Annotated in this window: 14 protein-coding genes; 13 read left to right on the top strand and 1 reads right to left on the bottom strand. The window is 68.4% G+C overall.

Features of this window, described 5'->3' with window-relative positions:
* The first annotated feature begins 60 nt into the window (after positions 1 to 60).
* From AC4PRM_RS11015 to AC4PRM_RS11075, 13 genes are all read left to right on the top strand, one after another.
* Complete coding sequence (locus AC4PRM_RS11015; RefSeq protein ID WP_339930638.1) at positions 61 to 183, top strand: hypothetical protein; 123 nt, start codon at positions 61 to 63, stop codon at positions 181 to 183.
* Positions 183 to 2,732 (top strand): NAD-dependent epimerase/dehydratase family protein, encoded by a 2,550-nt coding sequence (locus AC4PRM_RS11020; protein ID WP_492039887.1) that lies wholly within the window; start codon positions 183 to 185, stop codon positions 2,730 to 2,732. Before AC4PRM_RS11015 ends, AC4PRM_RS11020 begins: the two co-directional genes overlap by 1 nt.
* Positions 2,733 to 2,996: 264 nt before the next feature.
* Positions 2,997 to 3,701 carry a RadC family protein gene (gene radC, locus AC4PRM_RS11025; RefSeq protein WP_492039888.1) on the top strand — a complete coding sequence of 235 codons (705 nt, stop codon included), beginning with the start codon at positions 2,997 to 2,999 and terminating at the stop codon, positions 3,699 to 3,701.
* 7 nt (positions 3,702 to 3,708) lie between these two features.
* Positions 3,709 to 4,602, top strand: coding sequence for a toprim domain-containing protein (locus AC4PRM_RS11030; protein ID WP_492039889.1), 894 nt, complete (start codon positions 3,709 to 3,711; stop codon positions 4,600 to 4,602).
* A gap of 52 nt (positions 4,603 to 4,654) precedes the next feature.
* Complete coding sequence (locus tag AC4PRM_RS11035; protein ID WP_492039890.1) at positions 4,655 to 5,893, top strand: hypothetical protein; 1,239 nt, start codon at positions 4,655 to 4,657, stop codon at positions 5,891 to 5,893.
* Complete coding sequence (gene trbF / locus AC4PRM_RS11040; RefSeq protein WP_492039891.1) at positions 5,859 to 6,302, top strand: conjugal transfer protein TrbF; 444 nt, start codon at positions 5,859 to 5,861, stop codon at positions 6,300 to 6,302. The genes AC4PRM_RS11035 and trbF overlap by 35 nt, the downstream gene beginning before the upstream one ends.
* A complete protein-coding gene (gene trbG, locus AC4PRM_RS11045; protein WP_492039892.1) occupies positions 6,281 to 7,348 on the top strand; it encodes a P-type conjugative transfer protein TrbG in 1,068 nt (355 codons plus the stop codon). Before trbF ends, trbG begins: the two co-directional genes overlap by 22 nt.
* The gene (locus AC4PRM_RS11050) at positions 7,345 to 8,508 is read left to right on the top strand and encodes a TraB/TrbI/VirB10 family type IV secretion system protein (RefSeq protein WP_492039893.1); all 1,164 of its coding nucleotides are present in this window, start codon (positions 7,345 to 7,347) and stop codon (positions 8,506 to 8,508) included. Before trbG ends, AC4PRM_RS11050 begins: the two co-directional genes overlap by 4 nt.
* The gene (locus AC4PRM_RS11055; protein WP_492039894.1) at positions 8,505 to 9,017 is read left to right on the top strand and encodes a S26 family signal peptidase; all 513 of its coding nucleotides are present in this window, start codon (positions 8,505 to 8,507) and stop codon (positions 9,015 to 9,017) included. The genes AC4PRM_RS11050 and AC4PRM_RS11055 overlap by 4 nt, the downstream gene beginning before the upstream one ends.
* Entirely contained in the window at positions 9,011 to 9,622 is a 612-nt protein-coding gene (locus AC4PRM_RS11060) for a lytic transglycosylase domain-containing protein (protein WP_339930767.1), read from the top strand. Before AC4PRM_RS11055 ends, AC4PRM_RS11060 begins: the two co-directional genes overlap by 7 nt.
* Positions 9,619 to 9,900, top strand: coding sequence for a hypothetical protein (locus AC4PRM_RS11065; RefSeq protein WP_492039895.1), 282 nt, complete (start codon positions 9,619 to 9,621; stop codon positions 9,898 to 9,900). The genes AC4PRM_RS11060 and AC4PRM_RS11065 overlap by 4 nt, the downstream gene beginning before the upstream one ends.
* Complete coding sequence (locus AC4PRM_RS11070; RefSeq protein WP_492039896.1) at positions 9,893 to 10,093, top strand: hypothetical protein; 201 nt, start codon at positions 9,893 to 9,895, stop codon at positions 10,091 to 10,093. Before AC4PRM_RS11065 ends, AC4PRM_RS11070 begins: the two co-directional genes overlap by 8 nt.
* Positions 10,090 to 10,515 carry a helix-turn-helix transcriptional regulator gene (locus AC4PRM_RS11075; RefSeq protein ID WP_339930771.1) on the top strand — a complete coding sequence of 142 codons (426 nt, stop codon included), beginning with the start codon at positions 10,090 to 10,092 and terminating at the stop codon, positions 10,513 to 10,515. Before AC4PRM_RS11070 ends, AC4PRM_RS11075 begins: the two co-directional genes overlap by 4 nt.
* Positions 10,516 to 10,573: 58 nt before the next feature.
* Here the strand turns inward: AC4PRM_RS11075 and AC4PRM_RS11080 are convergent, their stop codons facing one another.
* Complete coding sequence (locus AC4PRM_RS11080; protein WP_339930773.1) at positions 10,574 to 12,067, bottom strand: Fic family protein; 1,494 nt, start codon at positions 12,065 to 12,067, stop codon at positions 10,574 to 10,576.
* Positions 12,068 to 12,124: the final 57 nt, after the last annotated feature.

Genomic DNA, 12,124 nt, shown 5'->3' on the forward strand with positions numbered 1-12,124 from the left:
GACGCCTGGCCCCGGGCGGAATGTCCGTCGCAGGACGGGCCTGAACGAGGAAGAAGAGCGATGATGGATGGAAATGGAATGGGCTGGATGATGGGCGGCATGGGGCTGGTCAGCCTCCTGGTGATCGTTGGTCTGGTGCTGGCGATCGCGGCCCTGATCAAATATCTGCGAGGGCGCGGCTGATGGCGACGCCGGCCAGCGATCGGCCGGTCGTCATCGTCACCGGCTCCAGCGGGTTCATCGGCTCGGCCCTGGTCAAACGTCTGGCCAAACGGTTCCGGGTGATCGGTTTCGACCGCGACCTGCCGCCCCATCCGCCCGCTGACGCCGAATGCGTCTGCATCGACCTGGCGGATGACGCGAGCGTCGAGGCGGCGTTCGACCGGGTGCGGACGGGATACGGTCGCAAGATCGCTTCGGTCATCCATCTGGCGGCCTTCTTCGATCTCAGTGGCAAACCCGATCCGCGCTACGAGGCGGTGACAGTGCGCGGAACCGGCCGCCTCCTGGACGCTCTCCAGGCCTTCGACGTCGAGCAGTTCGTCTTCTCCAGCACCATGCTGGTGCACCAGCCGACGGAGCCGGGCCGGCCGATCGACGAAACCGCGCCTCTCGACGCGAGTCTGCCCTATCGCGAATCCAAGGTTCTCACCGAGGCCTTGATCCGCGAAAAACGCGGCAAAATTTCCGCCGTCTTCCTGCGGCCGGCCGGGATCTATGACGACGGCGGTCACTCTGCCTTCCTGGCCCAGCAAATCGCCCGCATCTACGAGAAACGGGCCAGCGCGCGGGTCTATCCGGGCAATCTGGCTACCGGCCAGCCCTCCCTGCACCTCGATGATCTGATGACCGCCATCGCTCGGGTGATCGATCGACGCGAGGATCTTCCAGAGGTCTTCCCGGTCCTGCTTGGCGAGACCGATGTCATGACCTATGACGAAATCCAGCGCGATCTGGGTCGGCTGATCCATGACGAGGCATGGGAAACCCTCTCCATTCCCAAGGCCGCCGCCAAGGCGGGGGCCTGGGCTGAAACCGCAGTCTTCGATGAGGACGGTTTCATCCGGCCCTGGATGGTCGACATCTCCGGAGACCACTATGAGCTCGACCTGACCGCAGCGCGGACCCATCTGGGCTGGTCTCCGAAACACACCCTTCGCAAGAGCCTGCCGGCCATCGTCGCCGGGCTGAAGGCCGACCCTTTCGCCTGGTACCAGGCCAACCGGCTCAACGCGGCCCGGGTCGCCGATGACAAGGTCGAGGCGGCGGCGTCGCGGGCCCACGCCATGAAGCCGGCGGAACACAGCCGGATGATCGCCGACCACGCCCGTTCCATGCGCGGTATGCATTTCGACATGCTGTGGGTGCATTGGCTGACCATGGGGCTGGGCCTGTGGCTGGCGACGGTTCCCTTGATCTTCGGCGTCTTCACCCAGACCGAATTCTCGACCGCCATCCTGGCGGTCACCGAGGACCGGAACCTGTGGGCGCCCGCCCTTCGCAATGCCCTGAGCGGCTGGAACGACGTGATCTGCGGCGTGCTGATCATGGTCTTCGCCGGATTGTCCATGTCGCCCAGGGGCGGCTGGGCTCAATGGGCCAATGCCGTGATCGGTATCTGGCTGCTCGGTGCCTCCATCCTGTTCTGGACGCCGAGCGCGGCCATATACAGCAACGATATGCTGGTCGGCGCCCTGGTGGTGGCCCTGACCATCCTGATCCCGATGATGCCCGGGATGAGCATGGAAGGGATGATGGACGAGACCGACACTCCGCCGGGCTGGAGCTACTGTCCCTCGACCTACCTCCAGCGCGTGCCGATCATCGCTCTTGGCCTGATCGGTCTCGTGCTGTCACGGATACTCACCGCCTATCAGCTGGGCCACATCGACGCGGTCTGGGAGCCGTTCTTCAATGTTCCCGGACCGCTCAACGGAACCGAGCACATCATCACCTCCGACATGTCCAAGGCCTGGCCGGTGGCCGACGGCGGAGTCGGGACCATCACCTATATGATCGAGATCCTGATGGGGGCCATGGGCGGCCGGGCGCGCTGGCGCACCATGCCCTGGATGGTGCTGTTGTTCGGCATCGTCGTGGTGCCGCTCGGCGTGGTCAGCATCTATTTCATCATCGCCCAGCCGATTGTCATCGGGACCTATTGCACCCTGTGCATCGCGGCGGGCGTCGCCATGCTGGTCATGATTCCCTATTCGCTCGACGAACTGGTGGCCATGGGACAGTTCATGGTGCTGAACACCCGCCGGGGACGGCCCTTCTGGCGCGCCTTCTTCCGCGGCGACGCCCTGCCCGGAGGGACGATCGATCGCCGCCCCGGCTTCGCGCACAGCCTCCCGGCCGCCGCCGCCTCGGCGCTGCGCGGCGTCAACGCGCCATGGACCCTGGTGGTTTGTGCCGGACTTGGGGTCTGGTTGATGTTCTCACGACTGGTCTTCGGCGCGGCCCCACCCTTGGCTGACGCGGACCATCTGATCGGAGCCCTGATCATTACCGTGTCGGTGATCGCCATGGCCGAGGTGGCGCGCGCCCTCCGCTTCCTCAATCTGGTGCTCGCGGCCGGGCTGGTCGTCACGCCCTGGGTCCTGGGGGGCGGAACGGTCGCCGGTGGTCTGTCCGATACGCTCCTGGCCCTGGTCGTCGCGGGGCTCAGCCTGCCGCGTGGACGTCGTAGCCAGGAGCATTACGGGTCCTGGGATCGCTTCATCATCTAGAGACGTCTCCTCAGACCCGCCCTGGACTTGTCGCGATGCCCGAGGCCTTGCGTCGCCACGTTCGGGTTGGATTCGCACAGCCTGCGGGGCGCTCTCGGGGGCTCACCCACCGGCATCGGCGTCGCGTCGGGCGGCCGCCGGGAACGTGGCCCGGAGCTCAGGGTCCGGAGGGACGGCCCTTCGCCTGATCCAGGTCCGGTCAGGGAGAGAAAGGAAGGCCGGACGGCGGGTGCTCCGTGGTGGAGCGGAGAAGGAGAGACCGCCATGAGACCGAACCCGACCCGGGCCTGGGGCCCGGACCCCCATAGCTGTCCGCCCGCGCCACCGACCCTGGTTCACGCGGCGCTGGATGATCAGGCCCTGTTGGGCTTGATGTTGAGGCGTGCGGTTCGGGGGCCGCACGGGGATCCCGGCAAGAACACGCATCGGCTCGCCGGAGCCCTGCTGGAGCGGTTTTCCGGACTGGGTGCCGTCGTCGCCGCCGAGCCCGGTGAACTGGCGCGCGCGCCCGGACTTGATCCGGTCGCCCTGTCCGATCTCAAGTTGCTGCGGGAATTGGCGATCCGCCTGGCGCGCGATGAAACCTGCCGCCGCCCCGTGATCACCTCCTGGACGGCGCTCGTGGCCTATGTCCGGGCGGCGCTCGCGCATGAGCCCCGCGAACAGTTCCGGACCCTGTTTCTGGACCGGCGCAACAACCTGCTCCGTGATGAGCTGGTCGCGCACGGCACAGTGGATCACGCGCCTGTTTACCCACGCGAAGTCGTTCGCCGGGCCCTCGAGCTTTCGGCCTCCGCCCTGATCCTGGTGCACAACCATCCCTCCGGCGATCCGACGCCGTCGCAGGCCGATATCCAGATGACGCGCCAGGTCATCGAGGCGGCGCGGGTCTTCAATCTTCAGGTCCACGACCATCTCGTCGTCGGCCGGGAAGGGACGGCCAGTTTCAAGGCCCTCGGCCTGATCTGAGGCTGTCATGACCCTGCACCGCATCGTCGCCGCCCTGGGCGGCGAACTCTATTGCGAGGGGCGGCGGGCCAATATCCCCGCGCCCGGCCACAGCGCCCGGGATCGTTCGGTCTCGCTTCTGCTGACCGATGACCGGGTCGTCATCCACGGGTTCGGCGGTGCCGACTGGCGGGTCGTCCGCGATCATCTGCGCGACGTGGGACTGATCGATCACACCGGCCGACTTATCGGCGGGGCACGACCGGGTCTGTGGGGCCCCAGGGCCGATCCGCACATTCGCCTTCGGGTCGCCGCCGAACTCTGGACGGGTTGTCGCTCCATCCGCTCCGGCGACGTGGCGGATCGCTATCTGCGTCATCGGGGTGTCGACGTCGCCTTGAACCTTGGATTCCATCCCCGGGCGCCGATCGCGGTCTACCAACCGTGCGGGCGAGGCCGTCCGGCCCTTGTCGCGCGGATCAGCGACACGGAGGACCGGTTGACCGGGGTCGAACTGACCTATCTGGACCCGAACGGGCGTCGCGCTGCGGGTCTTCGCCTGACACGCAAGACGGTCGGCCGGGTCCCACCCGGCGCCGCTGTTCGTCTGGCTCCGGGCGCCCCGGAGATGCTCGTCGGGGAGGGGGTGGTGACGACCCTGTCCGCCATGGATCGCTTCCAGCTACCGGGTTGGGCCCTGATGGCGGCCAACAATCTCGCCGCCTGGACGCCACCGCCGCCGGTGCGCCGGCTGCTGATCGCCGCCGACCGGGGAGCCGCGGGCGAGCGCGCCGCGGAACGCCTCCGGCGACGCCTGACGACCGTCGGCCTGGAGGTTCGCATCCGGCTGCCGGACCCTTCGTTCGGGGACTGGAACGATGTGGCGGTGGAAGCGCCCAAAGGGGAGGAGCGAGGGCGCTGACGGGGTGCCGGAGCGGCGGGGATGGGCCCCGTGGCCCGGCCGGAGAGCCCACATGACCGACCTTGTTTCCCACCCCGTCCCGGCCGTAGCCGTCGAGCGCGACGAGCGCACCGTCCGCCTCGGCGACATCGGCATCGCTCGCGAGAATCTGCGGTTCAACGAGCCGCCGGATGACGACATCCCGACCCTGGCCGCCACATTGAAGGCCGCCGGCCAGCTGCAGCGCCTCACCGTCCGGCCCGGGCGGGGCAGGAAGGAGCAGCCCTGGCTGGCGCTGGACGGACGTCGCCGCCGCCTCGCCCTGGGTCTGTTGCTGGACGCCGGCGAGATCGACGCGGACTATCCCGTCACCGTCTGTGTCGAGACCGATCCGGCCCGTCAGGCGGCCGCCGTCCTGCTCACCAACACCGCCGTGCCCGTCCATGTCGCCGACATCATCGCCGCCATCGGCCGGATGCTGAAATCGAAGCTGACCGTGCCTGTGATCGCCCGGGCCCTCGGCTACGCCGAGATCGACATCAAGCGGCTGGCCGCCCTGGCCGGACTGCCTGCGGCGGCCCTTGTGGCCCTGAAGGCCGGGCGGATGACCCTCAAACAGGCCAGGCTGTTGGCCCGGCTGCCCGACAAGGCCGAACAGGCCGAACTCGCCGAGGCGGCGCTTGACGGGCATGGGTTTCAGGACTGGCGCATCACTGAGCGGCTCGACGAGGGGCGTGTCACCAGCCGGGATCGACGCTGTGCTCTCGTCGACGCGGACAGTTATGGCGAGGCGGGCGGGCGCACCGAGGCGGATTTGTTCGGGGAACTCGCGCCCGTATTGCTCGATCCGGAGATCCTGACGGACCTGTGGATGCGTCGGGCGCGCGCCATCGCCGCCGTGTTCGAGGCCGAGGGAATCGCCGTGCATGTCACCGCCGGACCTGAGCCGGACCTCCCGGACGACCTTGAGGCGCTGGGCTATGTCTACGGCGGTCAGCTCCCGACCGACGACATGGCGCGCTACCGCGCCGAACGGGAGGCGTTCAACGCACGGGCGGACGCGGTCCGGCAGGCCCTCGCCGAGGCCTGTGATTCCGAGGCTGTTGACGCCGCGGTCGTCGCCATGATCCGCGCCCGGGTGCAGGCCGACCAGACGGGGTGCGGCGGGCGGGTGGTGACGACCATGGTCATGTGGCCCGCCGCCGGCACGGGCGTCGATGTGCGCTGCTACACGCCCGAGGAGCCTGAAATCGAGGACGCCGGATCGCTCGACAGTGATGCGCTGGGTCACCGCCATCGGCGGGCGCTATGAGCCCAATGAGGCCCAGATCGGTCATGCCCTCGCGGGATGGGTCCGCGACGTCCGCTCCAAGTCGATCGATCCCATCGTCATCCGCCAGAACTGGCTGCGGGCCTATGACCTGATGACGCCGAAGGCGGCAGCCTTCCTGAACGCCTGGGCCCAGGCTCACGACCCGTTCGCCGAGGTCGGGCGCGAGGCGGTCAATGTCGAGATCCTGAACGTGGTGCGCCGCACGGATCGCACGTTCGACCTGCAATGGCGCGAGACCCGCTTCGTCAACGGCCAGTCGGCGGGGACCGAGCGCTGGCGAGCCCTGATCACCACGACCGTGCAGCCGCCCCGCACGGAGGCCGAGCTGATGAAGAACCCCCTTGGACTGAAAATCGAGGATGTATCATGGACCCCCGACGCCTCCTGATCCTGACCGCCCTGGGCCTGTCGCTGTCAGGCTGTGCGGTTTTCCGCCACGACCCGGCGCCCGCGGCGCCCTGGGCGGGCCAAACGGCCGCCACTGTTCCAATCGAGGTGTCGACATCGATATCGACGTCGACATCGACCGACGGCGCCGAACCGGTCGTCGCGGGTCCGCATGCGCCCCCGCCCACGGAACAATCCTATGAGGCGGCGCCGGCTCGCGCGACGACCGTCACGTCGTCGGTGCCGCCGCGGGCCGGGGACGCATCGACCGGGGACGCGCCGGCCGGCGCAACCGGGCGGCGGGCCATCGCCGCGGCCAATGCGTCGGCGCGGGCCCCGTCGCGGGAGGACGCCTTCGTCGGCGGGGTCCAGGTGTTCACCTGGTCACCGGGCCGGGTGTTCGAGGTCTGGACCGCCCCGCTTCGGGTCACCACCCTGACCCTGGCCCCGGGCGAGACCCTGGTGGCCAAGGCGGCGGGCGACACCGTGCGCTGGCAGATCGGCGAGGCGGTGTCGGGCGAAGGCGCGGGCCAGAGGACCCATGTACTGCTCAAACCTCTCGAACGAGGCCTGGAAACCAACCTCGTCCTGACAACGAACAGGCGGGTGTATCTCATTGATCTGAAAAGCGGCGGGGTCGACGCCTTCAACGCCGCCGTGGCCTGGGACGCGGACTCGATCCTGGCCGTTGGCGCGCCGGTGGACGCCGGTGCGGCTGCGCCTGTCCGCGAGCCCGTCGTGATGCCCCAGGGCCAGCTCGACGCCCGTTACCGGATCGAGTCCCGGGGCCGGCGACCACGCTGGACTCCGACCTCGGTATTCAATGACGGCCGGCGGACCTTCATCACCTTCGATGCGGACCTGCAGGTCGATGAGGCGCCGGTCCTGTTCGTCATCGCCCCGGACGGGGAGGCCCAGATGGTCAACTACCGGCAGGTCGGCGGCCTGTACGTCGTCGACCGGGTGTTCGACCGGGCCGAACTGCGCCTGGGCGACCGGCGGCCCCAGGTCGTCCGTATCCGTCGCCTTTCAGGAGCCCGTTCATGATCGACGTCGATCCCCTTCAGTCCGCCCCGGGGTCTCTCCCGCCCAAGGAGCCCGCGCCGGGCCTGACCGCCCGGGCGGCGCCGCCCCATGCCGTGCGCCTACGCAAATCCGTGGTCCAGGTTCTCGTCATCGGCGGCGCCGTGCTGGTCTCGGGCTCCCTGGCCTGGGCCTTCGTGGTCCAGCCGGAGCTGCGCGACAGCGCCCGGGCAAGGCAGGCTGAGGCGCGCGAGGAGCAGACGCGCGGCGTCGTCCGGCCCTCAGAGGCGGTCACCGACCAGCCGGCCAGCTACGATCGTCTGCCCGAACCGCGCATCGCGGACCGCCAGACGGAACCGGCCGGGGCGGATGCGCCGCCTGCGGGGAGCGCAGGGGCTGGTCACACCGCCTATCGGCCGGCGGCGGCCGCGCGCGATCAGGGACCGAGCCCGCGTGAACAGGCGGCCCGCTCCGGCCTGTTTTTCGCAGACACGGGAGCTTCGCCCACGGGCTCAAGGGCGGGGCCGCAGGCGTCCGGCGCGGATCGATCGCCCGCCGTCAGTCCGGACCATGAGGCGATGTACAATGGCCATGTGCTGGTGGCGCCGCTGTCCCCGTTCGAGCTGAAGGCCGGGGCGATCGTGCCCGCGGCGCTTCTGACGGCCGTGGACACCTCCCGTGCCGGCCCCGTGATCGCGACGGTGACCCAGAATGTCTATGACTCCGTGAGCGGTCGCCATCTGCTGTTGCCGCAGGGCACGCGGCTGATCGGGTCGTCGGAGGGACGGAGCGCCTATGGCGACCGCCGGGCCTTCCTCACCTGGGAACGGCTGATCCTGCCCAACGGCAAGAGTCTGATCCTGACCAGCGAGCCGGGCGTGGACGCGCAGGGCGCAGTCGGCGTCCGCGGCCAGGTGGATCGCCGACTCTGGCCACTGATGGTGGGGACGCTGTTCGCCGGCGCCATCACCACCCTGGGACAGATCGCCCGCGACGACGACGGCGGCGGATCCGGAGGCCTGTTGGGCGACGCCGGGGACGCGGCGGCGATCGAGGGGTCCCAGGTCGGCGGGCGACTGGTGGACCGCGAACTGGAGGTGCGGCCTTCGATCCGGCTCCGGGCCGGGGCGCCCGTCCGGGTCATGATCACCCGGGACCTGATCCTGGAGCCCTATCGGCCATGACCGCCTCCCGGACCAACAGCAAGCACTGGATCGCGCCGGGGTTGGCGTTGGTCGCCCTGACCGGTTTGGCTCTGATTGCGGATCACAGACCGGCGCCGGTGCTGATCAATGAAAGCGCCAGCCTGCCGCGGGGCGTCTACGTCCGCCTGCCCGGGGCCGCGCCTGCGCGCGATACAGTCGTCGCTGTCCCGCAACCCTCCGCCGTTCGCGCCTATCTGGAGCGGCTCGGCATGCCCGACGACCTGCTGCTGATCAAACGGGTGGCCGCCGTCGGTGGCGACACCGTCTGCCGGCGGGACGACCAGCTGGTCACGCCTGGGCGCACACTGGTCGTCCAGGACCGGGACCGGCGCGGGGTCGCCCTGCCGACATGGCGCGGGTGCCGCCGGCTCAACGAGGAAGAACTGTTCCTGCTCGGCGATACGCCGTCGAGCTTCGACAGCCGCTATTTTGGTCCGGTCGCTCGCTCCCGGGTGACCGGCGTCTATCGGGAGATACTGACATGGTGAGAAGGATCTGGATCGCGACGGCCGCCCTGGTGATCGCAGCCCCGGCCTCGGCTACGGCCCAGCAGGTGGACTGGGCCGGGGCCGGAGGAAGTCTGTTCGGGACGCCGGCGGTTGAGCCGGCCGTCACGGACGCCTTGGACAGTCTGGAGGTTCCCCGGCTGGCGGTTCTGGACCAACCCTTTCGGGACGCCATCGAGGCCGCCGCCCTGGCGCACGGTCTGGATCCCAAGCTGCTTCACGCCCTGGTGATCACGGAAAGTGGCTACAGGGTGGATGCGCGCTCCCCCGTCGGGGCGGGCGGCCTGACCCAGCTGATGCCGGACACAGCCCGGGAGCTGGGCGTGGTCGACCGGTTCGACCCCGTCGAAAACCTCAGGGGAGGGGCCGACTATCTGGCGCGACAGATCCTGCGCTTCGGCGATCTGAGGCTGGCGCTGGCGGCGTACAACGCCGGCCCTGCGCGCGTGGCTCGGCTCGGCCGTGTTCCGGATATAGCCGAGACCCGGTCGTATGTGGCGACTGTCGTTGACTGTTACCTGGCGCTGACCGCAGGCCAGGGCGTCGTCAGCGCCCGGCAATGCCGCCCTCGCGGAGCCGGTCAATGATCGGGGAGGCGGAGGATGCGGTGGAGATCGTTCCAGCGATCGACGAGCTGTTGCTGACGCGGGCGGAGGCCTCGGCCTTCCTGGTCTCGTTCGGGATTCGACTGAAACCGGCCACCCTGGCGCGGCTGTGGTCCACGGGCGGCAATGGTCCCCCGTGCCGCCACATCCGGTCCAGGCCCTTCTATCCGCAAGACCTGTTGCGGGATTGGGCCCGGTCGCAGATTTCGGACATCCGCACCGCCGCACCGCCTGCGGCGAGGGGACGACGTCGTGGCTGACCGGTTGAGCCGGGATGCCGCGGTGGCCCCGACGATTGAGGCTCTGTTGGCGGACCCCGCCGCCAGTTTCGCGGTCAAGGCGGTGGCCCGGCGATGGGCGAGGCGCGATTGCGTCGATGCCGCGGTCGACGCCCGAACGCTTTGCACCGTCTTCGAAGCGGTTGCTGACCAGATGTTTGGAGGCGTGTCATGACGTTTGAACCCGAAGGCGAACCGATCGAGACGGGCGGGCCGGAGGACCGGCTGTTGCCGTGGGATCGGGTCCGGGACGTCACCGGCCTCAGCCGGTCGACCGCATGGCGCCTGCAGCAGGTCGGGGATTTTCCCGAACCCGTGCGCATCTCCCCCAACCGGGTGGGCTGGTGGGAAAGCGAGCTGACGGCGTGGAAGGCGACCCGGACGGTCCGGGGCCTGCCGCATCCCAAGCCGTTGGCCCGACCCCGGGAGCCGAAGTTGATCCAGACCACGCGGTCGCCGCGCCGCAAGTCCGACAAGGAGACGGTCGTCGCGACAGGCGCGGTCTCGCCGGCGCCTGCAGGGCCCGCCGCGCCGGCGGTGCCGCCCCGACGGCGGAAGCGACCGGCATCCGCCGATCAGATTGATTTCGGTTTCTAGCGTCGCATGGCCAGGTGCGACGGCGCGGAGCCAGGCCGGGTAGGTCGACAATCCCCGTCTAGAAGGTCTGGGGAAGGCGTAGTCTTATGCCGCGTTCGTCGGCCTCGGCCGGGTCCATGAAGGCGTTGCAGCTGTCCAGGACGCCTTGCGTTGCACTGATATCGGTCCAGGGGACCGCCGCCACCCATTTCTGCGCGAAATCCAGGCTGCGGATCAGGGTGTTTGGATTGTCGCTGTTTGAAAGCACTTTCAGTCCTGTCAGGTAGTTGCTGCGGAAGATGGTCGGAATGATGATGCGCTCTTCGTCGGCGGCGACGAGTTCGGCGTTCATCATGATCCGGCCGATCCGGCCATTCCCGTCAGTGAAGGGGTGAACCTCTGACACCAGGAACATCATGTAGACGGCCCGGGCGAAGGGTGTTTCCAGACTGTGATAGAGTTCAAGCCCGCGCGTCAGCGTGCCTTCGACGTGAGCAGGGTCCACGAAAGTCGTCTGTCCGGCCCGATTGGCCTCCTGCTTGAAGGCCCCCGGATTCTTGTCCGGCCGGCCGGCCATAAGCGCGGCATGCCGACGTTTGAGAATATCGAAGAACTCGGGAGCGTCGCGCGGCGTCCTGGCCATTTCGACAGGATCTGAAACCAGCCTCCAGGTGCCGAGGATGTCGTGAGCGTCGGAAGGACGGTCACGGGGGATGACGTTGCGAAACACGATGTCGGCGGCTTCGCTGACCTCGAACTCCGTGCCTTCGATGAAGTTGGAAAAATAGGCCTCAAAAAAGGACAGGCTTGACCGTCCTTCCGCCGGACGTTCGGCGGCGGGGCGGATGACGGGCGCCGTTGCTCTCAGTTCCCGATGCAGAAGTTCGAAACGCGCGAGCCGTTCAGGATCGAAGGGAAAGCCGGAACGGCGCGCCTGGGCTCCGTCCGTGACCAGGGGCTCATCGCGTGTGCCGAGAAGGGCCCCAATCAGTCTTTCCAGGGTTTCGCACTCCACTTCGCGCCCGATCATGGGCGCGATCCGGCGCGCCTCGTCCCTGAGCCTGTTGGCCGCTTCATCGCCCCCGCGACGAATGAGGGTGTCGAGATGGGTTTCGATCTCACTGCGCGTCAGGGTGCGCGGTACGTCTCCACCGCGCCGACGGGAGGGGGCCATGTTGTCGAGATAGGCCCTCGCCGTCGAGGAGAGGAAGAGATTACCGACGAACGGAAGGTCCGTGGGCTGAGGGGGCGCCCCCCGGCGGGTTCGGATCGTCACGCCCGGCAGTTCGATGTCGCGTTTGCGATCGGAAACGACGAAGACCGAGCCATCGGCCGCCGGCTTGTTCTCGATCGCGGTTCGGTCGGCGATCAGCGCGCCCGGGATATAGGCACCGACAAGCGTCCATAGATGCCGCCCGACAATTTGCTCGGGCGGGTCCACGAGATTGCGGGTATACAGCTTGGACCCGATCTGCCGGAGCTCGCCCTGGCTGACCGCGCGCGACACTGCGGTCGCCGTCTCACTGGTGGAGACGAAGATTTCCGGAAAGTCTTGCACGGGGGATTTGGGCATTAATCGGCTCCTCCGTCCCTGTTTAGCAAGAAAATGGGACTTAGGCGCGCAATTTTG

The organism is Brevundimonas sp. DW-iso22, assembly GCF_058725425.1.